The following is a 25,488-nucleotide window of genomic DNA, read 5'->3' on the forward strand; positions in this document are numbered from 1 at the left end:
TCCTCATTTGGTGTCAAGTATTTATTTTCAGACTTTTCACCTTGTTATCTCAGCAGACTTCGCGTTCTGTGCTGTGACAACGGATGCGCATTATAGGGAGTTTTCATCTGACCGCAAGGGGTAATTTATAAAAATGTGCTGACTGCTGATTAATGCAGCAAATCATCCTGTAATCGTTAGTTTTTTCAGCGATTCGAGTCCCAATTGCTGCAAAACAGGCTGTAATTTCTGTGTCGTTTCATCATCCCGCATGCAATACGCCACATTTTTTTCTGCAGTTAAGTGATGAGGTTTCTCACTGTTATTGATTAACCACTGCACGCGGCGGGCAATCGCCGCCCCGGAGTCCACCAGCCGGGTGCCATCCGGTAATGCCGATTTCAATTCTTCGGCAATCAGCGGGAAGTGAGTGCATCCCAGAACTACTGTGTCAGGCGGCTCTTTCATATTCCGCCACGGCGCAAGGATTGTTTCCAGGGCACCCGCCGGAATCGCCTCACCATACAGCTTGCGCTCTGCGAGTTCGACCAGCTCCGCCGACCCCAATAGTGATACCTGACACTCAGAAGCAAACCGGTCAATCAGCTCCCGGGTGTAAGCCCGTTTTACCGTTGCCCGCGTTGCCAGCAGCCCGACCAAGCCGTTGCGTGTCAGTTTCGCTGCCGGTTTAATCGCCGGAACCACGCCGACCACCGGAATATCAGACATTGCACGCAGTGCAGGCAGCGTAATAGTGCTTGCGGTATTGCAGGCAATGACAATCACTGCCAGCGGATGCTGCTGAGCAATCTGACGGACAATCTTAGTCACACGTTCGACAATAAAGGCTTCGGTTTTTTCACCGTAAGGAAATGCCTCATTATCGAATGCATATATATAGTGGAGATCAGGAAGTAATTGTCTTACTTCCTGATAGACAGATAAACCGCCCATGCCGGAGTCAAACAGCAGCACTGTCGGGCGGGTTTTCGGATCAGAAGTTGTAGCTTCCTGTAAGGAAGTATTCGCGGCCAGCGGTTCGATAGCCATACGCAGTCTCGTAGTCTTTATCAAACAGGTTAGCTACTTTACCACGAATTGTCAGATGGTCAGTGATCGGATATGCAGCTGTGATATCAAAAACACTGGCACCGCCGAGTTTTTGCTTATTCGCCGCATCATCATAACGTTTACCGATATACTGATAGGTCAGCCCCATATCAACATCGGCCACCGTCCAGTCCAGCTGATATTTAACCTGCTGCTGTGCACGGCGCGCCAGACGCTTATCCGTCTCTTTGTCTTTTGCATCCAGGTATTGATAAGTCATCTGATGATGGAAAATCCAGGTATCAAATTCCCCTACCCACTCGACACCTTTGATTTTGGCTTTACTGCGGTTGATATAGGTATTCGGTGAACCCATTTCATAGTCAATCAGGTTCTTAATATCATTATGGTAGCCGGTCAGTTGCCAGGACAGCGGTCCGGTATTTCCCTCCAACCCTAATTCCCATTGTTCACTCTCTTCCGGTTTTAAATCCTTATTACCGACGATAGTTCCCCAGTCAAATGTCGTATTAGCATATAACTGTCCCAGCGTTGGTGCTTTAAACCCGGTTGCATAAGAACCGATAACCCGGTAACCATCAATAAACTCCCATCCGGCACTGGTCTGCCACGTAGTATGCCAGTTAAATTCTGAATGATGGTCAGACCGGACGGCGGCCTCAAGAATAACCTTGTCTATTTCCTGCTGCCCGGTCAGATATAAACCGGTATCAGAAATAGATTTACTGTCGGCTATCATTGCGGTGCCGGGTTCCATTTCCTGTTTCTGATAATCAATACCGGCATTGATGCTGCCATATCCGACACGGTAATTGTTACCCCACTGTGCAGAATACTGTTTTGAATTGTCCAGGGTTGCGCCATCACCATAGCGACCATAACGGTTATCATAGTTATAGTCTTTAACCCGGCTGTAGCTCATGATCAGCTGAGAAGAATAATCCCCCTGATTAAATGTGAGACCCGCATCATATGTCCGGTTTTCTAACTCACGGCGATCACTTGCCGGATCAGCGGGTAACGACCACATCTCAGATTTAAATCCGAAATATTTACTGCGGTTATCATAACCATATGCACGTCCGTACACTGCAAACCGATCATCCAGTTTATGGTGCACATCCAGCCAGTAGGTTTTATTCATAAAGCCATAGTCACGGCCGCTTGGTGTGGCATAACCATCATAATCACGGCGGATATCAAACCCTTTGGAATAGGTATACGCCGCTGCGGCTGTCACACGGGTATTGTCACCAATCTGCTGCTGAGTGGTTCCGGTATAATTCTGATAGCCGTGTGAACCAATACCCGCTGTGATATTTGAGCCGATGTCATCGCGGATAGTAATTATATTCAGCACACCACCGATGGCATCCGAACCATACACAGCAGAACGTGCACCACGGATATACTCAACCCGCTGTACCAGTGCCACCGGGAACTGATTCAGATCCGGCTGACCGGAAATACCGGCATTATTCAGACGGACACCATCTATCAATACCAGTAAATGTTTTGCGTCTGTCCCGCGAACCGATACTGTACTGTTCTGACCCAGACCGCCGCTCTGTGTCACATCCACCCCCGGTAACCGGCGCAGAATATCGACGACAGAATTCGACTGCCACTTATCTATCTCTTCACGGGTCACAACGGTTACCGGCGCCAGCACGGACGAAACCGGCTGCTGGAAGCGGTTAGCAGAAACAATTATCTGATCATCATTAGTATTAGCAGAAGCGCTAAACGATAACGCGGAAAACACGGCCAGTCCGACAGCGGACAGCGCATAAGGCGAGGTCATTTTCATTTTTTCCTGAGCACCCACATATATATAAAGAGGATGCCACCCGTCTGCTTTGTAGCGTCAGCAGGACGGACGACAAATCTTCGGCAGGTCTTCGGACTCAGGAGGGTACTACGTTATTCCCCGCAACGACTTCCCGTCATTTATAACAGTGTCATCGTGTTGCTTTTACCATTACCGCTGCGCGCCAGTTCCGGAATTTCACCGGATTCCCTTTTCATTCTTATGAAGAAACCGAATTATCATGCTACGATCCGGTTTTAAAACCTGTCCAGAGTAAGATATCTGAATTGTCGGGCGGGACACTTTATTCATAAACACACGAACAATTTTTGTGATCAGCAAAACGGATCGACGCGCCATGCATAACACGTTACCTATTGAAAATTATGAAGAACAACTTGCAGAGAAGGCAAGAAGCCTGCAAACAATGATGCAGCCTTTTCAGGCGCCGGATGCTCACGTATTTGCCTCACCAGTTTCACACTACCGGATGCGCGCCGAATTCCGTATCTGGCATGAAGGGGATGACCTCTGGCATATCATGTTTGATCAGCAGACCAAACAGCGTATCCGGATTGATACCTTCCCGGCCGCGAGCCAGCTGATTAATGACATGATGCAGGCCATTTTGCCGTTACTGAAACAGACTCATCTTCTGCGTCATAAACTTTTTCAGATTGATTATCTGTCGACACGCAGCAACAAAATTATTGTTTCCCTGCTCTATCATAAAAAACTCGATGACAGCTGGACAGAGGCCGCTAAAACATTACGGGCACAATTGCAGTCACAGGGTTTTGATTTACAGTTGATTGGCCGTGCCTCTAAAACAAAAATCATGCTGGATAATGATTATGTTGATGAAGTTTTACCGGTCGCAGGTAAAGAGATGATTTACCGCCAGGTTGAAAACAGCTTCACGCAGCCGAATGCAGCGGTCAATATTCATATGCTGGAGTGGGCACTTGCCGCGACAGAAGGTTCACAGGGCGATTTGCTGGAGCTGTATTGCGGTAACGGTAATTTCTCACTGGCGCTGGCGCGTAATTTCCGCCGCGTGCTGGCAACCGAAATCGCCAAACCGTCAGTGGCTGCCGCGCAATATAATATCGATGCTAACCATATCGATAATGTGCAGATTATCCGTATGTCCGCGGAAGATTTCACACAGGCGATGCAGGGCGCGCGTGAATTTAACCGCCTGGCGGGAATTGATCTGTCCTCTTATGAATGTAATACCATATTTGTCGATCCGCCGCGCAGCGGACTGGATGCGGAAACCGTTAAACTGGTTCAGGGCTACGAGCGGATTCTGTATATTTCCTGTAATCCGGAAACATTATGTGAAAATCTGGAAACACTGAACCAGACACATGATGTCGTGCGGCTGGCGCTGTTTGATCAGTTTCCGTACACCCCGCACATGGAAAGCGGCGTTTTGTTGATCCGGCGCGGATAAGTTGTTAAGTATTTCCCCGGAAAGTTCTTGATCGTTGATCAGGAACTTTTTTACTTTATGAGTTTATATCAATTATTTCTTTATGATCTCCGGCTGGCGTCCCGGTTTTATTGATTCATCAGAATGATCCACTGAGCCCGCTGATAAACGGTGAAAAATACATCATAAAGTGACATTTAAATCCTGTAAATATTCATTCAACGAATATTCATTACACTCATAACATTTCAGAGACAAAAAATAACCCTCACGCAATAGATTAACAACCCGCCCAAGACCATTAAAAAAAACGTTTGCGGTAAATAAATATTTAACAATTTACTGTGAGCTATTCCTGATATTAATTATTCTTCTGAATTTAAGGTCTTATTTTCATTTTCACTCATCTATACTCGGCCGTAAATAATCCCGCAACTTAATCGAAAGGTATTTTTATGTCTCTGAAGAAAATGACGTTAATTTCAGCCGCCCTGTTATTTGGTAGTTTTCAGGCAAATGCGCACAATATTTGGATTGAACAAACTGACGGCTCTGATTATGTTGTCCGTTTTGGTCATAATCCGACAGAAAAATATCCGGAAAATAAATTAAAACCGGTTCAGGCTGTAATGCATGACGGTAAAGTGGAAACCGTCAATACCACCTTTAAAGATGGCGAAGCTTACTTTGTCATGCCTGAGAATGCGTCAATTATATTATTAGGTTACGACAACGGTGTCTGGAGTAAATTAAAGAATGGCCGCACCGTTGAGAAAAATAAAATTGAAGTACCGGATGCGGAGTTCAGCAAGAACCCGATTAAATTCAGCAAAAATATCGTTAAGTGGGATGACAACGCTACAAAAGTCTTTAACACCCCTTATGAGCTGGTACCGATGACTAAACCGGTGGCCGGTCAGGAGTTTGAGATCAAAGCCCTGAAAGATGGTCAGCCGCTGGAAGGCATGAAAATCGCCAAAAGCGAAGAAGACCCGGGTGTGCTGACCAACAAAGACGGCCTGGCAAAATTCAAAGCTGAAAAAGGCGCCAATAAAGTTTACGCCGAATACAAACTGGATACACCGGATAATAAAGAGTACGGATTCCAGCAGCTTGAATATGTTTTATCTTTTGACGCTGAGTAATTAAATGTTATGAAATCTGTTTATTTATTTGCTATTTTACTGATTAACGGGGTGCTGTTGGCAACAACAGCACAAGCTCACTCCATGCATGTGGTTGCACAGCTGGAAGGTAATGTGATCAGCGGCCAGTCTTATTATTCTGATATGTCTCCGGCAAAAGATACTTATGTCGGTACGTATCTGAAAGGCCACGAAGATGATGAAATATCCGGAAAGACCGATGAAAAAGGGTATTTTAAAATCGAAGTCCCGGCGACCGGTGATTATATTCTCTATGTTGAAGGTGATGAAGGGCACAAAGTAGAAACGGAAGTTCCGGTTATTTCCGCCTCAGCTAACACCGGCAGCAGTGATTCCTCTTCCGGTTATATTCAGATCCGCCAGGATATTGACCAGCTGAAGAATAAAATCTATCTGCAGAATATTCTCGGTGGTGTGGGCTATATCGTGGGTATTTTCGGTGTGATTGCATTCTTCCGTGCCCGTGAATTAACAAAGCAGGCCGCTAAAAACGCCGCATAACAGGAGGAAGACCATGCATTTATCTGAAGGCGTATTACATCTTCCTGTTCTGGCCGGTGCCGGTGTGGTGGCTGCAGCCGGGGTTGCCATCGGCATCCGCCAGCTGGATACCTCGCGTCTGTCACTGGCAGCCCTGTTCGGGGCGGCATTCTTTGTTGCCGGTACCATCCATGTGCCGATCGGGGTCAGCAGTGTGCATCTGATCTTAAACGGGCTGGCCGGATTGTTTCTCGGCTGGGCGGTTTTCCCGGCATTCCTGATTGCCCTCGCGCTGCAGGTACTGTTTTTCTCCTTCGGCGGCTTCGCGGTTCTCGGGGTTAACCTGTGTAATATCTCTATCCCGGCGCTGCTGGTCTATTACCTGTTCCGTAATTCCCTGCGTCCGGGGCTGAGTCAGGGACGTCTGGTTTATCTCGGGGTAATGGCCGGGGTTATCGGTACGCTGGGTACGGTGTGCCTGACCTCGCTGGCACTGGTGCTCGACAGCGGTAAATCCTATATCGATCTGGTCTGGCTGCTATTTATCGGACACCTGCCGATTTTTGTCACCGACTCCCTGATCAGTGTGGGGATCCTGCTGGCGCTGGCCAAAATGCGTCCGGCCTCCCTGATGGTCAATCAGCCCGGGCAGCATACCTATGGATAAATGGCTGCCTCCTCACCGGCGCCTGCTTCTTGCTGTTCTCTGGGCTTTTCTGCTCAGCGGTATCCGGCAGACCGACTGGCTTATCGCCGGTTTGTCGGGTGCTTTTCTGCTGTTTGTTGTCTGCCGCCGCCGTCAGTTGGGCCGTTCACTGCTGACGGTGCTGAAACTGAATATTTTTATCCTGTTTGTCTGGCTGACACTGCCGTGGAAAATTGAGAGTCAGGGCATTGTTCAGTCCCCGGCCGGGGTGTTTCTCGCCCTGCAAATCACGCTGAAAATGAATGCGATTCTGCTGTTTGTCTCTGCGATGCTGACAAACATGACAGATATCGATCTGGCGTGTGCGGTGAAACGTTATCCCCTGCCCGATAAACTGATAAAGCTGTTTATTCTGACTATCCGTTATATCGCGATTTTCAGCGAAACCAAACAACAGCTTGAAACGGCCATGAAAGCCCGGGGATTCCGCAAAGGGATGAATAAACGGACATTTACCATGTTGTCCCAATTGGTCGCCCTGCTGCTGATCAAAGCCATGCACAAAGCGGAAACCACTGAAATGGCGCTGAAAGCCCGGGGTTTTTACGCGCGTCCGTCTTCTGTTAATACAAAAAGGTCTGTTAATGACGTCCCAAAATCCCCTGATTCAGGTCAGCAATCTGGTTGTCAGCCGCAACAATGCGCCGATAATTCAGGATCTGAGCTTTGAACTGAACGCCGGAGAACGGCTTTTTCTGTGCGGTGATATCGGCAGCGGGAAATCAACACTGCTGCACACACTGTTAGGTTTTATCCCGTTCACCGGGGATATTTCGGTTTTCGGTAAATCCCGTCTTTCCGAAGATGATTTCACAGAGGTGCGCGGCCCTCTGGGATTGCTGTTTCAGCATCCGGATGATCAGCTGTTCGGCCCGGGTGTGCTGGATGATGTGATGTTTGGTCCGCTGAATATGGGGATGACACAGGATGCGGCGCGGGAACGCGCTTTACAGTGCCTGGAAATGCTGGATATTGTCCGGCTGAAAGACCGCGCTGTGACTGAGATTTCCGGCGGAGAGAAAAACTTCACCGCACTGGCCGGTGTGCTGGCAATGTCGCCGTCTGTTCTGTTGCTGGATGAGCCGACCAACGGACTCAATGAGAAAAATATTCAGCGTCTGGAAGACATTCTTACACAACTGGATCTGCCGATGATTGTGGCCTCGCATAATCAGCAGTTTACACAGCGGATGGCGCACTGCGTGATCCCGTTCCCCTGCCGCTCCTGAGCCTGATATAAAAAACCCCCGGCAGCGGTTGTCCGGCTGCCGGGGGTCTGTTCAGACGGATCGTAATCAGGCGTCCACAAATACCATTTTAAGAATAAACAGCAGCGATACCACCACCACACACAGGTTCAGCTCACGCCAGCGGCCGGTACCCAGCTTCATTGCGCAGTAAGCGATAAACCCTAATGCAATCCCTTCTGTGATAGAGAAGCTGAACGGCATCATCACGGCAGTCACAAACGCCGGAACGGATTCGGTCAGATCATTCCAGTTTACCCGCACCAGGCTGGAGGTCATCAGCACACCGACATAAATCAGTGCCCCTGCAGTCGCATAGGCCGGCACCATTGACGCCAGCGGTGAAATAAAGATAGCCGCGAGGAACAGCAGGCCGACCACGATAGCTGTCAGGCCGGTACGCCCGCCGACAGAAACCCCGGAGGTACTTTCAATAAATGCGGTAACAGAGGACGTACCCATCGCAGAACCGGCGACGGAGCTGATGCTGTCCACATACAGCGCTTTTTTCATGTTCGGGAAACGGCCTTTTTCATCCGCCAGCCCGGCCTTATCAGTCACGCCGATCAGGGTGCCGGAGGAGTCAAACAGGTTCACCAGCATAAACGAGAAGATAATCCCGGCGAGAGATAAATCCAGCGCGCCCATAATATCAACATGGCCGACAACCGAGGTGATTCCCGGCGGCACATCAAACACGCCCTTGTAGGTCACATCCCCGAGGAAAAGTCCGATGGAGGTTGTCACCACAATCGATACCAGCACCGCAGCATGGATATTGCGCGCGGCCAGAATGGCGATAATAAAGAAGCCCAGTGCACCCAGCACCACACTGTGATCGGTAAACTTACCGATAGTCACCAGGGTATCCGGGTTCGGCACAATAATACCGGCGTTTTTCAGCCCCATCATGGCGATAAACAGCCCGATACCACTGGTGATACCGACCCGCAGACTCAGCGGGATATGGGCAATCAGCCAGTAACGGATGCGCAGTAAGGTCAGGATAAACAGCCCGACCGCACCCCAGAAAATCGCGCCCATCGCCACTTCCCAGGAGTAGTGCATCGCGCCTACCACCACAAAGGCGAAAAAGGCATTCAGCCCCATTGCCGGCGCAACCGCCACCGGCAGGTTAGCAAATAACCCCATTCCGATACTGCCGATGGCAGCGATCAGACAGGTGGTGACAAACACCGCTTTGATGTCCATCCCGGCGAACGAGAGGATCTGCGGGTTTACAAAAATGATATACACCATGGTGAGGAAGGTGGTCAGCCCGGCAATAATTTCTGTGCGGACAGTGGTACCGTGTTCCTGTAATTTGAACACGCGCTGGAGCAGGCCCTGATGAGGATCAGTGCCGGAAGTCGGAGTAGTCATGAATAAGAAGTCCCGGAAATTTGTTTTTTTCGGCTTATCCTACCGCATCGTTTTCAAAAAGAAAACGTTTGCGTTTCATTGCGGGAAAATCCCGGCCATTAACCGTACCGGGATTGTTACTGATCAAACTTATGATGAACAGGATGCCGGTTTTTCTGACAGCCGTACCGGTTTCTCTCTTCCCCGGCCAAACAGACGGGCAAGCCACGACTGACGGGGCTGCCGCTGTAATGAATAACGGCGCATCAGCGCATTTGCCCCCAGTTCCAGCCCGGAACACATCACAAAATAGATAAAAGCAACAAACAGGAAAATCTCTGTCGGGTAGACCATACTGCGGTTATTGACCTGAGACGCAAGGAACGACAACTCCCCCACACCGACGATATAGGCCAGCGAGGTATCTTTAATCAGCGCAATCCACTGATTAATAAAGGACGGGATCATCATCCGCAGCGCCTGCGGCAACACAATATGCCACAGCACTTCCCACCGGCTGAAACCGAGAGACATCCCCGCCTGCCACTGCCCTTTGCCTATTGCCAGAATACCGGCCTTCACACCGTGGGCGATATAAGCCGAGGTAACCAGCGCCAGTGCGCAGACGACCGTGGTAATTTCCGGCACATCCACACCAAAGGCAATCGGCAGCAGGAAATAGACCCAAAATATCAGCATAATGATGGGAATAGCGCGGAAAAACCCGAGAAATGCCGCAAACAGGTTTACCCACCAGCCACGCAGCATTGCCAGCATCACTCCGCCGATAGTCCCGAGCACCACGGAAATGGCCCCGGCAATCAGGCTGATCACCAGCGTCAGTGCCGCACCCTCAAGCGGACCGTCCGGGAAAGTGCCGAACAACAGATATTCCCAGTTATCACGAATTACGGAAAAGTCCATCTTAATGCCCCTGTGCCAGTGCCCGTTGTGTCCGCCACTGCCCGAAGGCTTCCATTACGGCAATAATGGCGATATAGAGGATCGTCGCGACTCCGAAGGCTTCAAAGGTTTGTAAGGACTGACTTTCCACCTGACGCGATGCATAAGAGAGTTCAGCCACACCGATCGCCATAGTCAGGGACGAGTTTTTCACCACATTCATATACTGCCCGAGCAGCGGCGGCATGGCGATTCTGACCGCCTGCGGCAGCACCACATAGCGCATGGACTGCCACGGAGTCAGCCCGAGCGCCAGTGCGGCTGATTTTTGCTGCCGTCCGATACCGGCAATTCCCGCCCGTAGTTCTTCCGCAATGAACGGCGCAGAATAGAGTGTCAGCCCGAACCACCCGGCGATAAATTCAAATGACGGCCATGCGAGTGTCAGCCCGGCCAGTTCAATTTCATGCGGCGTGTTCAGCCAGATTTTCAGCGCCTGCGGCAGGATTTCTCCAGAGGCGAAATACCAGAAAAACAGCTGTACCAGCAGCGGCGTATTACGGAATACACTGGTGTAAGCACTGACTAACCAGCGGAGCGGTGCGAGCTGGCTGTCCCGCCCGGCCACCAGCAGGAAACCCAGCAATGTCGCCGCGAGAATCGTCCAGAATGAGATAAGCAGGGTGATCACAAACCCCTGCCCCAGCCATCCCAGATATTCCGGCGCAAGTAAGTGCGCACTTATAAATTGCTCAAACATCCGCTAATCCCGTCTGTTACCGCAAAAATGCAGGAAGCCTCACCGGAGTGAGGCCTGATTCAGAAAACACACTCACGTTACTTCGGCTGGTCAGCCAGCGGAGCGAACTTAAATTCACCGCGCGGTTGTTCGGCTTTGGTGCCCGGACCAAACCACTGGTTATAAATCTGCTGTGATTTGCCCTCACTTTCGAGTTTCAGCAGGGTTTTGTTCACTGCTTCCACCAGACGGGTTTCTCCTTTCGGTGCTGCAAGCGCCTGGTATTCACGGGTCAGACTGAACGGAGAGAGTTCAAACTCCGCTTTTACTGACTCCGGCAGGTTACCGAGCAACCCGACCAGTTTGGCATCATCCTGCGTGATAGCATCGACGTTACCATTGCGCAGTGCTGCGAAGGCCAGCGGGGTATCATCATAAGAAATCACTTTGGTGCCCGGATATTTCTCGCGCAGCGTCACTTCCTGAACGGTACCTTTATCCGCGCCGATGCGCAGTTTTGCCACATCTTCCGGGGTTTTCAGCACACCTTTGCGGGCAATAAATTTTTGTCCGGTCTGAAAATCAGGAATGGAGAAATCCACCTGTTTCGCACGCTCACCGGTAATGGTGAAGTTCGCCCCGATTAAATCCACTTTGCCGGAGACCAGCAGCGGAATACGGTTTGCCGGGTTAGTCGGACGCAGTTCCAGCTTCACGCCGAGATCATCGGCAACGGCCTGTGCAATATCCACGTCATAACCTGCCAGTTTTTTGGTCTGCGGGTCGATAAATCCGAACGGCGGGTTGCTGTCAAAAACCGAAATACGGATCACGCCGGCTTTCTGAATATCATCAAGCTTATCAGCCTGTGCTGTACCACTTACTAATGCTAAACCGGCAAGCAGAGCCGGAACAAATAATGTCGGTTTCATACACACCCCTGGAATCAGTCACGGAAAACGTCAATTTGTGTAAATCACCATCTCACGCTATCAACTCCTGCTTAGTTCCTGAAATACTAAGAAAGAATAATTCCATAACTGATTGTTCTAAGATGAACACAAGGGCAGAGCCGCTCTCCGCAATAACAAGCCATTATCTTTAATTTATCCATTTTTATTAAAAAAATTAATTACATTACTTATGATTATTTATCGAAATAAAATCATACGTTATTTTTTCTACGGAAATATTCACTGACCATGATAAGAGATACTAAACGCTCCATACCGCTGTTAATTAAAATTAATATCTAAAAGAAATTACTTATCAGAAAACCGTTAATAAACAATCACATCTTATTATTTGTATATTTATCTTTCCATTACCACCAAAATAAAAAATGAATACGAACTTATAAAAAATACAAGTTCTGAAAATGAAAATTTATAAACCTTGACAATAATCACATATCTGTAAATTTAAAAATTAAGAACTGGTAAATATCCCTAATGATTATAGATTTAAAGAGACTGATTCTTATTAGTCTCTTTAAATAAAAATCCGCAAAAATAGCCTCTTATTTTTGTCAGTCTGGTATCTTATTTTTACCGGAGTTAACCATGTTAAAGAAAACGCTTATTACGGCATTAGTTTCTGCCGCCTTTTTTTCAGGCTCAGCGTCTGCGGTCACTGCTGCGGGCGGGATTATAAACATCACAGGTGCTATCAGTGACACCACCTGTACTATTAACGGAGGCAACAGCGCCGACTTCGCCGTATTATTAGATCCGATTACAGTAACGGATGCCGGGGTAACCGCAAATACCGTCATTACCAAAAATCAGAAAGCATTTACCATGACATTCTCTGATTGTGCACCTGCTTCAGTCCCGCCCGGAAGTAACCTGAAAATACATTTCGCGTCCCCCAACAATATATCGTCAACCGGAAACTACCTGATTAACGATACCGTTAATGAAGGGGATCCGTCTGTCGCGAAAAATGTCGGGTTCAGTTTATCGTCAACAACCGCACCGTCAGTGGCACTTTCACTGAATGCGGCGTATGACACCGGAGTGAAGGGAGATAAAACCGCACCAGCATCGGATCAGGTGACATTAATTGCCAGTTATTACAAAACCAATACCTCTCCTGCAAAAGTCGGGCCTGTACATTCCAACGTGATTTATACAGTCTCTTATTTATAACCATTGTCAGACAGTCAGGCTTGTCAAAAAGCCTGACTGTTTACAGGGGAATATAATGAAACGCCGATTCTTTTTTCTGATGATGCTTATTTTATCAGGTAATGCTACCGCCAATATCGTGATTAACGGAACGCGGCTTATTTATCATGAAGAAAATGACAGCATTACTGTTCAGCTGAATAATAACAGCCAGACATCATCATTAGCCCAGAGCTGGACAGATGACGGTGACATTAATGCCACACCGGAAAACAGCAGTTCCCCGTTTTATGTTTATCCGCCGATTGTCAAAATAGACGGAATGCAGGGACAGCAGCTTAAAATAAAGAAAAATAATGAAAAACTACCGGATGACCGGGAAAGTGTCTTTTATCTCAGTGTGCTGGATATTCCGGCCACGCCCGCCAATGCCAAAGGAAAAAGTGTGTTACAGGTGGCCCTGCGGTCACGGATAAAGCTGTTTTACCGCCCAGCCGGGCTGACGGCAAATCCGGAAACGGTTATTGATAATATTCAGTGGAAGCTCAACGGTGACCATTTATCCGTCACTAATAATTCCCCGTATCATTTTACCATTGCGGCGGTCAATGCTAATGACAGCAGCCACACCTGGCTGGCCGCCTCCGAAATGATTCCGCCATTTTCTGAAAAACAATTACCACTGAAAAATAAACCCGCAGCCCGTAATGCCTCAGTGACCTATGTGGATGATTACGGTGTGTATAAGTCGAAGAATATTACCTTCTGACGGACGATAATAACGTGAAAACACAACACTGCCTGCCGATTCTGATTATTGCCGGATTATGGAGCTATCCCCGCGAAGGCTTCACGGAAGAGTTCGATACCACCCTGCTGGCCGGTGAATCCGCTAAAGGGGATATTTCACGTTTATATCAGGAAAATACACTGCCGTCCGGCGATCAACTGATGGACGTTTATGTCAATAACACCTGGAAAGGTCAGTTTACCGTTGAAGTAGGGGAGCATAATAATGCCCTGAATTTTCAGCCGGAAGATATTAATAAGCTCGGGCTGAATCTTTCTGATGACGCGAAAACATTATCCGCAGAGAAACAGCCGGTTCCGGCAGATGATCTGACTTCCGGACTGACTTACCACCTGAATAAAAGTACATTACGGTTAGATTTGTCCGTGCCGCAAATCGGGGTAAAGACCGCCGATGCCGGTTATATTGATCCGGAATTATGGGATCACGGGCAGCCCGCCGTTATTCTCGGCTATAACGTTAATTACTATAACGCCAGACAAAAAAAGAATAACAAACAGAGCAATAACAGCTTTTTTGCCACAGTAAACTCCGGGCTGAACCTCGGTGTCTGGCAATTCCGCGATGAATCGGTTTACACCTCTTATTCCGGCGGACATAAAGGCTGGAAAAATAACAGCCGTTATCTTTACCGTCCGATCAGCCGTATTTTATCTGCGCTGACGCTGGGGGATTTTTATACGCCGCCTTCTATGTTCGGCAGCTTTAAATTCAGAGGCGCATCACTGGGAACGGATATGAATATGCTGCCGCCGTCCGGCCAGGGATTCGCACCAATCATCCGGGGTGTTGCTCAGACCAACGCCCTCGTCAGTATTTACCAGAACGGCAATCTTATTTTTCAGGAAAACGTACCGCCGGGTGAGTTTATGTTCCGTGATATTCAGCCGACCGGCGGCAGCGGCGATTTTTCCGTCATTATTCAGGAAGCAGACGGACGGAAAGAATCATTTACCGTCCCCTTCTCCGCTGTACCCGATATGCTGAAAGAGGGAATTTATAATTACAGTCTGACCGCCGGTCAGGCACGCCTGGATAATACACACTACCGCCCGGAGTTTGTGCAGGGGGAATTCCGTTACGGGCTGAATAATACCGTGACACTGTATACCGGCGGGATTGCCGGAAAAGATTACCGCTCTCTTTTGGCGGGCAGTGCCTGGAATCTGCCGTTCGGTGCGCTTTCTGTTGATGTGACACAGGCGGATGCGGACTTTAAAACCGGCCACAAAAGCGGCCAGAGCTACCGTATCGCCTACAGTAAGTTTGTCAGCACCACCTCCACCAACCTGACTCTCGCGACATACCGCTACTCCACCGGGAATTTTTACAGTTTCACCGATGCCATCTATCAGCAGGATAACTACCGGGCGTGGGATGCTTACCGTAATGAGCAGGAAAACCTCACCGATAACACGCCGCGTCAGATACCGGATCTGATGACAATGGATGCCATGCGCGGTGCTCGCGCTAAAAATACCTTCACCGTGAATTTAAATCAGTATCTGGGAGAGAACCGGGGGGTGATTTATATCTCCGGCACACACCGGGATTACTGGAATTCCGGCGGCAGCAACCGGGAATATCAGCTTGGATATTCAAACAGTTATAACGAGATCAGCTATACCGTGTCTGCATCACGCACCCGCAATTTTGATGATAAAAATGAAACCCGGTTTTACCTGAATGTCAGCGTGCCGATTTCTGTTTTCGGTAAAAGTGCATCACTCAGCAGCGGTATTTACGCCACCGATTCCCGTTATCAGCAGGCTACTGTCAGCCTGAGCGGCACAGCCGGTAAAGATGATTTGGTTAACTACACGCTGACCGGCTCAAACCAGAACGGCGGCAGTAATCTTGCAGGCGCGAACCTTACTTACCGTAACCCGTACAGCACCCTGTCCGGCTCATTCAGTGAGGGTAACGATTACCGTCAGGCGGGCGCCGGGGCAAAAGGAACTATCGTCGCGATCCCGGGCCACATCGCCATGTCCGGTGACACCGGCAATACCTATACCATTATTGATGCCCCGCAGGCCGGTAACCGGATGGTGAATTCGGATAAAGCATCCCTGACAAACAGTGATGGTGTGGTGCTGATGACACAATCTGTTCCTTACCGCGCCAATTCTTACACTCTGTCAGACACAGAAAAAAGTTCCGGTGCCGAAGTGACCGGTAATATCGGCCAGGTCAGCCCGTATAAAGGTGCGGTCAGTTATATCCGCATGGAAACCGATCCCCGTCAGACTTTCATTCTGCGGGCGGCGCGGGAAAACGGCAGCACACTGCCGTTCGGCACAGAAGTGACTGATGAGCAGCATCAGCCGCTGGGATATGTCGGGCAGTCAGGGCTGCTCTATCTGAAAAGCGGGCAGTTGCCGTCATCACTGATCATAAAACTGACGGCAGACGGGAAACAGCAGTGTGTTATCCGCAATCCGGTGGTCACACCGGATAAAAATCACAATATCTGCCGGTAAAAGGAAACAATGATGAAAACATCCGCCGCTGTATTACTTTTATTCCTGACGGTGATAAGCAGCAGGGCGGCTTATGCCACCTGCTCGGTAACATCCACCCAGACAGCACCGGCCGTGGCGCTGGATCTTTCGGCTGATCTGATCGGCGCCACCACAACCGTATCCAAAGTATCTCAGACCAACTTCAGCGGCCCGTTTACCTGTACGACAGCATTGCCGCTGTTTCCGAATACCATCGGGATCGACTCTCCCTTTAATGGCCGGACAGCGACAATCGGGTTTAATAACGGCGCACAACTCGTCAATATCACCCTGACCGCACTGACAAAAAATAATGTTTCCGGCCTGGCGGCCGGTACTCACAACGGAACAGAACTCAATACCGGTTTCACACTGCGTTTTGATCTGGTCACCACGCCGACCGGCAACTACACCAAAGTTCCGGGTAATACTGTGACGATCACACCGGTCATTTTTGCCTCTGATGCCACCACCCTGGGGCTGGTGGGCTGGCTGGCAGCACTTCTCAATAAGATTTTGCAGTTTTTACTGACACTGCAATGGCCGTCCGATCCGAATGATATGTTTTTGCAGCCGGTGCAGATTACTTACAATCCGCCGGTGACCACCTGTACCTTTACCAATGCCGGGCTGACCGTCAGCCTGCCGCTGATGAGTATCAATGCCGTTAAAACCACGGATAAAGCCGGATACACCCCGTTCCGCCTCAATTTTACCTGTGGCGGCCTCCTCCCGGGTAACACCGCGTCCCGGGATATTGCCATGTTCCTGTCGTCGTCCAATTTACAGCCGTCCGATAAAACCGTGCTGACCAATACCATTTCCGGCGGTGCCGGTGGTGTCGGCTTCCGGGTGGTGAAAGCCAATAATCTCAGCAGTCCGGTACAGTTTTCTGACAGTGCCAATGCTCAGGGCAGTGCCACCAGCATTTTCACTGCCGCCAAAGGCAGCGCGGTTTCACCAGCGTTCTCTGTCGATCTCGGCGCGTATTATTATCCCTACAATCCGACTGCGGTAACACAGGGAAAAATAAGCAGTTCCGCGACTCTGGTTTTTTCCTACAACTGAACCGGTGGAGGACATGATGCGGACAGGCATTCTGATCATTCTGCTCCTGTGCATACAGGTGGGATACGCTGGTGTTGTCATCAATACCACGCGGGTGATTTTTCCGGGTAATCAGGAAAATACAGAAATCCAGCTGACCAACAGCGGGGACATGCCGTCACTGGTGCAGAGCTGGGTGGATGAGGGGGATATCAATTCCTCGCCGGAAACCAGCAGTGCACCCTTTATGGTGGTACCGCCGGTGACGCGGATTGCAGGGAGCGGCGGACAACAGCTGAAAATCCGTGTTCTGAAAAATAATCTTCCCCGCGACCGGGAATCGGTTTTTTATCTCAATGTGGTGGATATTCCGGCGAAGACGGCCACCACCGGTAATACCCTGCAATTTGCCCTGCGGACACGGATAAAGCTGTTTTACCGGCCGGATGATCTTTTGCAGCCGCCGGATGCAGTCCCGGAACAGATTTCAGCCTCGTTATCAGGAGAAACACTGATTCTGAAAAACCCCACGCCTTACTATTTCACATTATCCGCGCTCGTCTCCGGCGGAGATAATGCGCCGTCACATATCAGCACCGTGATGCTCGCCCCTTATTCAGAGAGCCGGGTGGCATACACCGGGCATTTATCTGCGGGAGAGTCCGTCACGCTGATCAGCATTAATGATAAAGGGCGCAATGTGCGGACAGAGAAAAAGCTGAACTGAGAATGCCGGTCAGGTAATGACCGGCTTTTGCATTACGGGTTGAGTGCATTACCGCACCGGCCGCAGAAGCGGCTGTCCGACGGGTAACCGGTACCGCACTTCTGACAATATCCGCTGATATTCTGCGGAGTATTGTTGTTTAACAGCTCCGGATAACCATTATTGTCACGGCCATGCTTATTGTAACCCGTATTACCATGTTTGCTGCCATGACCGCTGCTGCCGTGGCCGCCGCTGCGGTTCCCGTGACCGGATCCGCCTCCGCTGTTAAAAAACCGGCTGAATAAACCCATCGTACACCTCCGGAAACACTGTTTTGTCTGTTTCAGAAAGTATAAACCCCGGAGTTAACTCCAGGGTCAAATCAGAACAGGGACTTTTACAAAAACAGACAATATCGCCGGAGAAGCCACCCGGTTATGCCGGATCATTCCCTTTTTCGCCGTTATTACTGTGTGCGGAGACTTCAATCACATGCTCGCCGAGCAGGATACGTTCCACATCATCCCCTTTCACATGACGGAAATCCTGTCCCTTCACATAATAGAAGATAAATTCGCAGATATTCTGGCAGCGATCACCGATACGCTCGATAGAGCGGGCACAGAACAGCGCGGTCAGGACACTCGGGATAGTGCGCGGATCTTCCATCATATAGGTCATCAGCTGACGGACAATCCCTTCATATTCCTGATCCACTTTCTGGTCTTCGCGGTAGATGCGGATAGCTTCCTGAATATCCATACGCGCAAAGGCATCCAGCACATCATGCAGCATCTGAATGGCATGGCGGCCGAGGGATTCCAGACTGACCAGCAACGGCTGATGCTGCTGTGAAAATTTTTCCAGTGCGGTTTTGGCAATTTTATCCGCCACATCCCCGATCCGTTCCAGTTCGGCGATGGTTTTGGAAATCGCCATAATCAGGCGCAGGTCGCTCGCGGTCGGCTGGCGTTTGGCAATAATGCGGACACAGGCTTCATCAATCATCACTTCCATGATGTTGACCTGCTTGTCACCAGCGATAACCTCACGCGCCAGGTCTTCGTCCTGGTTATGCATGGCGGTGATCGCTTTGCTGAGCTGCTCTTCCACCAGCCCGCCCATTGTCATCATTTCTGTGCGGATATGCTCTAATTCAGCATTAAACTGCCCGGAAATATGTTTATTGTGATTCAGATTTTCCATGATTGTCTCCGCATCAGCCATAACGACCGGTGATGTAATCTTCGGTTTGTTTCTTGCCCGGGGTGGTAAACAGGGTATCAGTATCACTGAATTCAATTAGTTCGCCCAGATACATAAATGCAGTGTGGTCAGAACAGCGCGCCGCCTGCTGCATGTTATGCGTGACGATCACCACGGTGTATTCCGATTTCAGCTCTCTGATAAGCTCTTCAATACGCCCGGTGGAGATAGGATCCAGTGCCGAGCACGGCTCATCCAGCAGGAGAACCTCAGGGCGGATAGCAATACCGCGGGCAATACACAGACGCTGCTGCTGACCGCCGGAGAGGCTGTAGCCGCTCTGATGCAGTTTATCTTTGGTTTCGTTCCACAGTGCCGCTTTGGTCAGTGCCCACTGTACCCGCTCATCCATCTCGGCGCGCGGCAGTTTTTCAAACAGACGGACACCAAAGGCAATATTGTCATAAATAGACATCGGGAACGGTGTTGGTTTCTGGAACACCATGCCGACTTTGGCGCGTAATAACGCGATATCCTGGGTATCGGTCAGAATATTGGTGCCATCCAGCAGGATTTCGCCTTCCGCACGCTGTTCATTATACAGTGCGTACATTTTGTTGAAGGTACGCAGCAGGGTCGATTTCCCGCAACCGGACGGGCCGATAAAGGCCGTGACTTTATTTTTGGCGATATCCAGCGAAATGTTTTTCAGCGCGTGGAACTGGCCGTAATAGAAGTTCAGATCACGAACCTGAATTTTGCTTTCAGTTACGTTTTGAATTTTACTCATGACTCTCTCTCATTCATCCGCAGTCATTTAATCAGTGCTTTTTCTTCGCAAACAGCACACGCGCCACGATATTAATTAACAGCACACACAGTGTGATCAGCAGGACACCCGCCCAGGCCAGACTCTGCCACTCCGCAAACGGACTCATGGCAAACTTGAAGATAGTGACCGGCAGGTTAGCAATCGGCTGCATCAGATCCGTACTCCAGAACTGGTTGGAGAGGGAGGTAAAGAGCAGCGGCGCCGTTTCCCCGGCAATACGGGCAATCGCCAGCAGCACCCCGGTGATAATCCCGGAGACCGAGGCTTTCAGGGTAATCGCTGAAATCATTTTCCATTTTGGTGTGCCGAGGGCATACGCCGCTTCGCGCAGGCTGTCCGGTACCAGACGCAGCATGTTTTCCGTGGTACGGATAACAATCGGGATCTGTAACAGTGCCAGGGCAATCACCCCCGCCCAGCCGGAGAAGTGCTGCATCTGCATCACCACGATGGTGTAAACAAACAGTCCGACCACAATCGACGGTGCGGATAACAAAATGTCATTAATAAACCGGGTGACTTCCGCCAGCCAGGATTTACGGCCGTATTCCGCCAGATAAATCCCGGCAAGAATACCCAGCGGTGTCCCGATAACGGTCGCCCATAAGATCAGCAGGCCGGAACCGACAATGGCGTTCGCCAGACCCCCGCCTTCGGTGTTCGGCGGCGGTGTCATTTCGGTAAACAGCGCCAGCGACATGCCGTCCATCCCTTTGGTGACGGTCGAGAACAGGATCCAGATTAACCAGAACAGCCCGAATGCCATGGTGGACATGGATAAAAACAGGGCAACGCGGTTTTTCTGACGGCGCCAGAACTGGCGTTTCTGCCGTGCGCTGATATCCACTTTCGGTTGTTGAATATTCATTTCAGCCATCTCAGCGCCCCTCTTTCTTATTCAGACGCATCACCATAAATTTGGAGATAGCAAGGACGATAAAGGTGATGACAAACAGAATCAGCCCCAGCTCCATCAGTGCCGCTGTGTGCAGCCCGGATTCCGCTTCCGCGAACTCGTTCGCCAGTGCCGAGGTGATACTGTTGCCCGGCATGTACAGCGAGAAGCTGTCCAGCTGATAGGTGTTACCGATGATAAAGGTCACCGCCATGGTCTCCCCCAGGGCGCGGCCCAGACCCAGCATCACGCCGCCGATCACCCCGTTCTTGGTGTACGGCAGTACAATCCGCCAGATCACCTCCCAGGTGGTACAGCCGATGCCGTAAGCCGATTCTTTCATCATCACCGGCGTCTGCTCGAACACATCGCGCATCACCGAGGCAATATACGGAATGATCATGATGGCGAGGATAACGCCCGCCGCCAGGATCCCGATCCCGAAGGCCGGACCGGAGAACAGCTCGCCGACAATCGGGATGCTCGACATCACCTCGCCGACCGGCTGCTGGAAATAGGTGGCAAACAGCGGGGCAAAGACAAACAGTCCCCACATGCCGTAAACGATACTCGGAATAGCGGCTAACAGCTCGATCGCGATACCCAGTGGACGGCGCAGCCAGTTCGGTGCCAGTTCTGTCAGGAACAGCGCAATCCCGAAACTCACCGGGACCGCAATCAGCAGGGCGATAACCGAGGTCACGATGGTGCCGTAAATCGGTACCAGTGCCCCGTACTCTTCCGCCGGCGGGTTCCACTCTTTATTCCATAAGAAACCTAAGCCGAATTTTTCAATGCTCGGCCATGACGCAATAATCAGTGAAATAATAATTCCGCCAAGTAACAATAGCGTAATCAGCGCTGCCAGTTTTACCAGAGCACTGAAAAGTTGGTCGCCGCGTTTGCCTGGTGGTTTCATTGCCGTTTTCAGTTCGGCCATAGTCGCTTCCGTTTTTACACAGATCCCCCCGGTGCGGGGGGATCAATTACTGATAAATCGTTACTTCATCATCTGCCGTATCAGTACAGCGGCTTACCGCTGCTGTCTTTGACACTGGTTTTCCATGATGCACGGACCTGTTCAATCACTTCTTTCGGCAGTACCGCGTAATCCAGTTTTTCTGCCTGCTCACCGCCGTTCTTGTATGCCCAGTCAAAGAATTTCAGAACTTCCTGACCTTTGGCAGCATCTTTCTGATTGGTATGAACCAGGATGAAGGTGGTGGAAGTAATCGGCCATGCATTCGGACCCGGCTGGTTAGTCAGATCCTGAGCGAAGCTTTTTGACCACTCGGCTTTACGCGCTGCGTTACTGAAGCTTTCGCCGGTCGGGGAAACCGCATCACCGTCCGCAGAAATCAGCTTGGTGTAAGCCAGTTTATTCTGTTTGGCGTAAGCGTATTCCACATAACCTATAGAGCCCGGCAGACGCTGAACGAATGCTGCGATACCGTCGTTGCCTTTACCGCCCAGACCAACCGGCCAGTTAACGGTAGAGCCTGCGCCGACCTGCTCTTTCCAGTCAGGGCTGACTTTTGACAGGTAGCTGGTGAAGACGAAAGAGGTACCGGAACCATCCGCACGGCGGACAACCGCGATATCCTGATCCGGCAGTTTAACTGACGGGTTCAGTTTGGTGATTGCCGGGTCATTCCATTTTTTGATTTTACCCAGGTAGATATCACCCAGGGTTTTGCCGTCGAGCACCAGTTCACCGGACTTCAGACCCGGCAGGTTGACGGCCAGCACCACACCGCCGATCACGGTCGGGAACTGGAATAAATTATCTGCGGCCAGTTTATCTTCGGACAGCGGCGCATCTGACGCCCCGAAATCAACGGTATTGGCTACAATCTGCTTCACACCGCCGGAGGAACCAATCCCCTGGTAGTTAACTTTGTTACCGGTTTCTTTCTGGTAAGTATCAGCCCACTGCGCATACACCGGCGCAGGGAATGTTGCACCCGCCCCGGTCAGACTGGTCGCGGCAAATGCAGAAAATGCAGAGAGAGAAAGTGTCGCTGCCATAACAGTGGCTACTGCGGTACGCATCGGTTTCATGATCCCTCCTGACGGGATTTATAGATAATGACGATAAACGTTGTATCTGGTTAATGTCGGAACATGAGGGAAAATAGGACAATCTGGTGACAATAATATGTAGGTTATATGACAGTTTTATGACACTGCAGGTGCGCGGGGACACAAAACCGGAAAAATGACGGGGAAACACAAAAACGAAGAGGAATTATAATTATATGATTTTATTGATATTAAAAGTAAAACCCCTGAGATAATTGCTTACCGCAGGGGTTTATGACAGTCATATGACGATGACATGCTGCTGTCATAATAATTAATCATCTCTGTCATCCGGCAGCGGCAGCATCACGCGGATACGGAATCCGCCGCGCTGACTGCGGCCGACATCAATTTTGCCGTCATGCGCATCCACAATCCGGCGCAGAATTGCCAGCCCCAGCCCGGTACCTTTATTACTGCGCGCTTTTTCACCCTGCACAAACGGCTGGAACAGGTCCGGAATATCCGCCTCATCAATACCGTTGCCGTCATCTTCCACCTGGAACCAGGCGAAATGCTCATCACTGCCGCTGCTGACGCGGATCCAGCCGTTGCCGTAGCGGGTGGCATTGACCAGCATATTGCCCAGTGCGCGTTTAATCGCAATCGGGTTACCGGTGAGATAAACCGGTGCCTGAATAACATCATTCTGAATCGTCACATCCGAGTGGATGTGCGCTTCAATCACCTCATTGAGGACAGATGTCAGTTCCAGATGCACCATCTCCATCTCACGGCCGGTGCGCAGATACGCCATAAACTGCTCAATGATACCGTCACACTCTTCAATATCATTGTTGATGGATTCCGCCAGATAATCGTCATCCGGGTTCATCATTTCCGTTGCCAGGCGGATGCGGGTCAGCGGCGTGCGCAGATCATGGCTGACACCGGCCATCAGCACGGTGCGATCCTGCTCCAGAGTTTTGATATCTCTGGACATCTGGTTAAACGAGCGGATAACCGAGCGCACTTCTGCCGCCCCGGCTTCCCGTACCGGAACCAGCGGACCGCCGGTACCGATTTGCCGGGCTGCGGATTCCAGCTCGGTCAGCGGACGGTTCTGATAGCGGATAAACACCCAGACACCTGCAAAGACAATCAGCAGAAAGGCAAAAATATAACGGAAGACCGGCGAGAACTGATCCTGACCGATTTCAGTCAGCGGCACTCTCACCCAGACATCCGGGGCAATATAGGAGTTCAGCCACAGCACGGGATAATCGCGGCTGACTTCCAGCCGGACATCCGCATAACCGTCCAGATAATGGCTCATCTGTTTACTGAGGGATTCAAAATGACGCGCCCAGCGCAGTCCGCCCTCATCGGCTGTCTTTTCGGTAAAAAAGGTAATGCCCAGCTCTTCATAAATTTTCTTACGCAGCGCCGGAGAAACACGTACCGCGGTTCCGTCCTTCAGCACCATCTCTTCGCTCATCAGTGTGCGTACTTCATAGGCCAGCACCCGGTTAAACTGCTGCAGGCTGGGCATCACAATGAAGTTCACAACGGCCAGATAACTTGTTGTTATGGTTGCAAACAACAGAAAGATGACCAGAAATAACGAGCGCGAAAAGGTGCTCCTCGGCGAGAACCGCAGCCGCTTCATGCCTTGTTGCCGTCCGGAACGAACACGTAACCCAGTCCCCAGACGGTCTGGATATAACGCGGATGTGTCGGATCTTCCTCAATCATGCGGCGCAGACGGGAAATCTGCACGTCGATTGAACGTTCCATCGCACTGTACTCACGGCCGCGCGCCAGGCTCATCAGCTTATCGCGGGACAGCGGTTCACGCGGGTGTGACACCAGCACTTTCAGCACGGCGAACTCACCGCTGGTCAGCGGCATGTTTTCATCTTCATGGAACATCTCACGGGTGCCGAGGTTCAGTTTGAACTTACCGAACTGAATCACCGCATCATCCTGGGATGGTGCACCCGGCAGTTCATTCGCCTGACGGCGCAGCACAGCACGGATACGCGCCAGCAGTTCACGCGGGTTAAACGGCTTCGGAATATAATCATCCGCACCGATTTCCAGCCCGACGATGCGATCCACTTCTTCCCCTTTCGCCGTCACCATAATGATCGGAATCGGGTTATTCTGGCTTCTCAGACGACGGCAGATAGACAGCCCGTCTTCGCCCGGTAACATCAGATCCAGGACAATAAGATGGATAGATTCACGCGTCAGCAGGCGATCCATCTGTTCCGCATTCGCGGCGGTACGGACCTGGAAACCCTGCTCACTCAGATAGCGCTCAAGCAGCGCACGCAGACGCATGTCATCATCAACGACAAGGACCTTATAACTTTCCTGCATGTTTGACTCCCGGGTTCATTTTTTCATGCAACTCTTCAGATTAATTG

The 25,488-nt window shown here is 50.4% G+C and carries 25 protein-coding genes and 1 riboswitch; of the genes, 11 read left to right on the forward strand and 14 right to left on the reverse strand.

All coding sequences use genetic code 11. From position 1 onward, the window contains the following. Nucleotides 1-162: 162 nt before the first annotated feature. A complete protein-coding gene (gene murI / locus X965_RS12305) occupies nucleotides 163-1,029 on the reverse strand; it encodes a glutamate racemase (protein WP_004237999.1) in 867 nt (288 codons plus the stop codon). Next, nucleotides 974-2,860 carry a TonB-dependent vitamin B12 receptor BtuB gene (gene btuB / locus X965_RS12310; protein WP_036418241.1) on the reverse strand — a complete coding sequence of 629 codons (1,887 nt, stop codon included), beginning with the start codon at nucleotides 2,858-2,860 and terminating at the stop codon, nucleotides 974-976. Before btuB ends, murI begins: the two co-directional genes overlap by 56 nt. A gap of 64 nt (nucleotides 2,861-2,924) precedes the next feature. After that, nucleotides 2,925-3,111, reverse strand: a riboswitch (cobalamin riboswitch). Nucleotides 3,112-3,218: 107 nt separating this feature from the next. Between btuB and trmA the strand changes: the two genes are divergently transcribed. The 6 genes from trmA (at nucleotide 3,219) to X965_RS12340 (ending at nucleotide 7,879) form a co-directional block, all read left to right on the forward strand. Continuing rightward, nucleotides 3,219-4,319 (forward strand): tRNA (uridine(54)-C5)-methyltransferase TrmA, encoded by a 1,101-nt coding sequence (gene trmA / locus X965_RS12315; protein WP_036418243.1) that lies wholly within the window; start codon nucleotides 3,219-3,221, stop codon nucleotides 4,317-4,319. 434 nt (nucleotides 4,320-4,753) lie between these two features. Then, nucleotides 4,754-5,443 carry a DUF4198 domain-containing protein gene (locus tag X965_RS12320; protein ID WP_036418245.1) on the forward strand — a complete coding sequence of 230 codons (690 nt, stop codon included), beginning with the start codon at nucleotides 4,754-4,756 and terminating at the stop codon, nucleotides 5,441-5,443. Between the two features lie 51 nt (nucleotides 5,444-5,494). After that, the gene (locus X965_RS12325) at nucleotides 5,495-5,965 is read left to right on the forward strand and encodes an Additional component NikL of nickel ECF transporter (RefSeq protein ID WP_230587925.1); all 471 of its coding nucleotides are present in this window, start codon (nucleotides 5,495-5,497) and stop codon (nucleotides 5,963-5,965) included. Between the two features lie 13 nt (nucleotides 5,966-5,978). Further along, a complete protein-coding gene (gene cbiM, locus X965_RS12330; RefSeq protein WP_004237994.1) occupies nucleotides 5,979-6,611 on the forward strand; it encodes a cobalt transporter CbiM in 633 nt (210 codons plus the stop codon). Then, on the forward strand, nucleotides 6,604-7,320 hold the full coding sequence (locus X965_RS12335) for an energy-coupling factor transporter transmembrane protein EcfT (protein WP_004237993.1): 717 nt from the start codon (nucleotides 6,604-6,606) through the stop codon (nucleotides 7,318-7,320). Before cbiM ends, X965_RS12335 begins: the two co-directional genes overlap by 8 nt. Beyond that, entirely contained in the window at nucleotides 7,235-7,879 is a 645-nt protein-coding gene (locus tag X965_RS12340; protein WP_015422339.1) for an energy-coupling factor ABC transporter ATP-binding protein, read from the forward strand. The genes X965_RS12335 and X965_RS12340 overlap by 86 nt, the downstream gene beginning before the upstream one ends. Nucleotides 7,880-7,945: 66 nt before the next feature. On the opposite strand, the gene X965_RS12345 is transcribed toward X965_RS12340, so the two are convergent. The 4 genes from X965_RS12345 to X965_RS12360 form a co-directional block, all read right to left on the reverse strand. Beyond that, entirely contained in the window at nucleotides 7,946-9,280 is a 1,335-nt protein-coding gene (locus X965_RS12345; RefSeq protein ID WP_004237991.1) for an NCS2 family permease, read from the reverse strand. 129 nt (nucleotides 9,281-9,409) lie between these two features. Further along, the gene (locus tag X965_RS12350) at nucleotides 9,410-10,183 is read right to left on the reverse strand and encodes an amino acid ABC transporter permease (RefSeq protein ID WP_004237990.1); all 774 of its coding nucleotides are present in this window, start codon (nucleotides 10,181-10,183) and stop codon (nucleotides 9,410-9,412) included. Between the two features lies 1 nt (nucleotide 10,184). Beyond that, entirely contained in the window at nucleotides 10,185-10,922 is a 738-nt protein-coding gene (locus X965_RS12355) for an amino acid ABC transporter permease (RefSeq protein WP_004237989.1), read from the reverse strand. A 77-nt stretch (nucleotides 10,923-10,999) separates the two neighbouring features. Further along, nucleotides 11,000-11,833 (reverse strand): ABC transporter substrate-binding protein, encoded by an 834-nt coding sequence (locus X965_RS12360; RefSeq protein ID WP_004237988.1) that lies wholly within the window; start codon nucleotides 11,831-11,833, stop codon nucleotides 11,000-11,002. Nucleotides 11,834-12,463: 630 nt separating this feature from the next. On the opposite strand from X965_RS12360, the gene X965_RS12365 reads away from it, so the two are divergent. The 5 genes from X965_RS12365 to X965_RS12385 are packed head-to-tail and all read left to right on the forward strand — an operon-like array spanning nucleotide 12,464 to nucleotide 18,119. Continuing rightward, nucleotides 12,464-13,051: a fimbrial protein gene (locus X965_RS12365; protein WP_004237987.1), complete on the forward strand. Its 588-nt coding sequence runs from the start codon at nucleotides 12,464-12,466 to the stop codon at nucleotides 13,049-13,051. A 55-nt stretch (nucleotides 13,052-13,106) separates the two neighbouring features. Next, nucleotides 13,107-13,799 (forward strand): molecular chaperone, encoded by a 693-nt coding sequence (locus X965_RS12370; RefSeq protein ID WP_004237986.1) that lies wholly within the window; start codon nucleotides 13,107-13,109, stop codon nucleotides 13,797-13,799. A 14-nt stretch (nucleotides 13,800-13,813) separates the two neighbouring features. Continuing rightward, complete coding sequence (locus tag X965_RS12375) at nucleotides 13,814-16,324, forward strand: fimbria/pilus outer membrane usher protein (RefSeq protein ID WP_036418247.1); 2,511 nt, start codon at nucleotides 13,814-13,816, stop codon at nucleotides 16,322-16,324. A gap of 9 nt (nucleotides 16,325-16,333) precedes the next feature. Continuing rightward, on the forward strand, nucleotides 16,334-17,413 hold the full coding sequence (locus tag X965_RS12380; protein ID WP_004237983.1) for a fimbrial protein: 1,080 nt from the start codon (nucleotides 16,334-16,336) through the stop codon (nucleotides 17,411-17,413). A 13-nt stretch (nucleotides 17,414-17,426) separates the two neighbouring features. Beyond that, nucleotides 17,427-18,119 (forward strand): molecular chaperone, encoded by a 693-nt coding sequence (locus X965_RS12385; RefSeq protein WP_004237982.1) that lies wholly within the window; start codon nucleotides 17,427-17,429, stop codon nucleotides 18,117-18,119. A gap of 32 nt (nucleotides 18,120-18,151) precedes the next feature. Here X965_RS12385 and X965_RS12390 read toward each other — a convergent pair whose 3' ends face one another. The 8 genes from X965_RS12390 to ompR all read right to left on the reverse strand — a co-directional run bounded on the left by X965_RS12390 (nucleotide 18,152) and on the right by ompR (nucleotide 25,441). Then, nucleotides 18,152-18,412, reverse strand: coding sequence for a zinc-ribbon domain-containing protein (locus X965_RS12390; protein ID WP_004237981.1), 261 nt, complete (start codon nucleotides 18,410-18,412; stop codon nucleotides 18,152-18,154). A 124-nt stretch (nucleotides 18,413-18,536) separates the two neighbouring features. Further along, the gene (gene phoU / locus X965_RS12395; RefSeq protein WP_004904690.1) at nucleotides 18,537-19,307 is read right to left on the reverse strand and encodes a phosphate signaling complex protein PhoU; all 771 of its coding nucleotides are present in this window, start codon (nucleotides 19,305-19,307) and stop codon (nucleotides 18,537-18,539) included. A 13-nt stretch (nucleotides 19,308-19,320) separates the two neighbouring features. Then, a complete protein-coding gene (gene pstB, locus X965_RS12400; RefSeq protein WP_036418250.1) occupies nucleotides 19,321-20,097 on the reverse strand; it encodes a phosphate ABC transporter ATP-binding protein PstB in 777 nt (258 codons plus the stop codon). A gap of 31 nt (nucleotides 20,098-20,128) precedes the next feature. Beyond that, nucleotides 20,129-21,016, reverse strand: coding sequence for a phosphate ABC transporter permease PstA (gene pstA / locus X965_RS12405; protein WP_004237977.1), 888 nt, complete (start codon nucleotides 21,014-21,016; stop codon nucleotides 20,129-20,131). 1 nt (nucleotide 21,017) lies between these two features. After that, a complete protein-coding gene (gene pstC / locus X965_RS12410; RefSeq protein ID WP_004237976.1) occupies nucleotides 21,018-21,974 on the reverse strand; it encodes a phosphate ABC transporter permease PstC in 957 nt (318 codons plus the stop codon). A gap of 80 nt (nucleotides 21,975-22,054) precedes the next feature. Further along, nucleotides 22,055-23,095 carry a phosphate ABC transporter substrate-binding protein PstS gene (gene pstS, locus X965_RS12415; RefSeq protein WP_004237974.1) on the reverse strand — a complete coding sequence of 347 codons (1,041 nt, stop codon included), beginning with the start codon at nucleotides 23,093-23,095 and terminating at the stop codon, nucleotides 22,055-22,057. 295 nt (nucleotides 23,096-23,390) lie between these two features. Further along, entirely contained in the window at nucleotides 23,391-24,725 is a 1,335-nt protein-coding gene (gene envZ, locus X965_RS12420; protein WP_004237973.1) for a two-component system sensor histidine kinase EnvZ, read from the reverse strand. Next, on the reverse strand, nucleotides 24,722-25,441 hold the full coding sequence (gene ompR, locus X965_RS12425) for a two-component system response regulator OmpR (protein ID WP_004237971.1): 720 nt from the start codon (nucleotides 25,439-25,441) through the stop codon (nucleotides 24,722-24,724). The genes envZ and ompR overlap by 4 nt, the downstream gene beginning before the upstream one ends. Between the last annotated feature and the right edge of the window lie 47 nt (nucleotides 25,442-25,488).

The organism is Morganella sp. EGD-HP17 (genome assembly GCF_000512315.2).
Taxonomy (GTDB): Bacteria; Pseudomonadota; Gammaproteobacteria; order Enterobacterales; family Enterobacteriaceae; genus Morganella; species Morganella morganii.

Excerpts from the sequence above, each read along its gene's own strand:
- X965_RS12365 (WP_004237987.1), top strand. The coding sequence starts at position 12,464 with ATGTTAAAGAAAACGCTTATTACGGCATTAGTTTCTGCCGCCTTTTTT.
- envZ (WP_004237973.1), bottom strand. The coding sequence starts at position 24,725 with ATGAAGCGGCTGCGGTTCTCGCCGAGGAGCACCTTTTCGCGCTCGTTA.
- trmA (WP_036418243.1), top strand. The coding sequence starts at position 3,219 with ATGCATAACACGTTACCTATTGAAAATTATGAAGAACAACTTGCAGAG.
- X965_RS12350 (WP_004237990.1), bottom strand. The coding sequence starts at position 10,183 with ATGGACTTTTCCGTAATTCGTGATAACTGGGAATATCTGTTGTTCGGC.
- pstA (WP_004237977.1), bottom strand. The coding sequence starts at position 21,016 with ATGGCTGAAATGAATATTCAACAACCGAAAGTGGATATCAGCGCACGG.
- X965_RS12390 (WP_004237981.1), bottom strand. The coding sequence starts at position 18,412 with ATGGGTTTATTCAGCCGGTTTTTTAACAGCGGAGGCGGATCCGGTCAC.
- pstS (WP_004237974.1), bottom strand. The coding sequence starts at position 23,095 with ATGAAACCGATGCGTACCGCAGTAGCCACTGTTATGGCAGCGACACTT.
- X965_RS12345 (WP_004237991.1), bottom strand. The coding sequence starts at position 9,280 with ATGACTACTCCGACTTCCGGCACTGATCCTCATCAGGGCCTGCTCCAG.
- X965_RS12355 (WP_004237989.1), bottom strand. The coding sequence starts at position 10,922 with ATGTTTGAGCAATTTATAAGTGCGCACTTACTTGCGCCGGAATATCTG.
- X965_RS12370 (WP_004237986.1), top strand. The coding sequence starts at position 13,107 with ATGAAACGCCGATTCTTTTTTCTGATGATGCTTATTTTATCAGGTAAT.
- phoU (WP_004904690.1), bottom strand. The coding sequence starts at position 19,307 with ATGGAAAATCTGAATCACAATAAACATATTTCCGGGCAGTTTAATGCT.
- X965_RS12360 (WP_004237988.1), bottom strand. The coding sequence starts at position 11,833 with ATGAAACCGACATTATTTGTTCCGGCTCTGCTTGCCGGTTTAGCATTA.
- ompR (WP_004237971.1), bottom strand. The coding sequence starts at position 25,441 with ATGCAGGAAAGTTATAAGGTCCTTGTCGTTGATGATGACATGCGTCTG.
- X965_RS12335 (WP_004237993.1), top strand. The coding sequence starts at position 6,604 with ATGGATAAATGGCTGCCTCCTCACCGGCGCCTGCTTCTTGCTGTTCTC.
- X965_RS12340 (WP_015422339.1), top strand. The coding sequence starts at position 7,235 with ATGACGTCCCAAAATCCCCTGATTCAGGTCAGCAATCTGGTTGTCAGC.
- btuB (WP_036418241.1), bottom strand. The coding sequence starts at position 2,860 with ATGAAAATGACCTCGCCTTATGCGCTGTCCGCTGTCGGACTGGCCGTG.
- X965_RS12385 (WP_004237982.1), top strand. The coding sequence starts at position 17,427 with ATGATGCGGACAGGCATTCTGATCATTCTGCTCCTGTGCATACAGGTG.
- X965_RS12320 (WP_036418245.1), top strand. The coding sequence starts at position 4,754 with ATGTCTCTGAAGAAAATGACGTTAATTTCAGCCGCCCTGTTATTTGGT.
- X965_RS12380 (WP_004237983.1), top strand. The coding sequence starts at position 16,334 with ATGATGAAAACATCCGCCGCTGTATTACTTTTATTCCTGACGGTGATA.
- pstB (WP_036418250.1), bottom strand. The coding sequence starts at position 20,097 with ATGAGTAAAATTCAAAACGTAACTGAAAGCAAAATTCAGGTTCGTGAT.
- murI (WP_004237999.1), bottom strand. The coding sequence starts at position 1,029 with ATGGCTATCGAACCGCTGGCCGCGAATACTTCCTTACAGGAAGCTACA.
- pstC (WP_004237976.1), bottom strand. The coding sequence starts at position 21,974 with ATGGCCGAACTGAAAACGGCAATGAAACCACCAGGCAAACGCGGCGAC.
- cbiM (WP_004237994.1), top strand. The coding sequence starts at position 5,979 with ATGCATTTATCTGAAGGCGTATTACATCTTCCTGTTCTGGCCGGTGCC.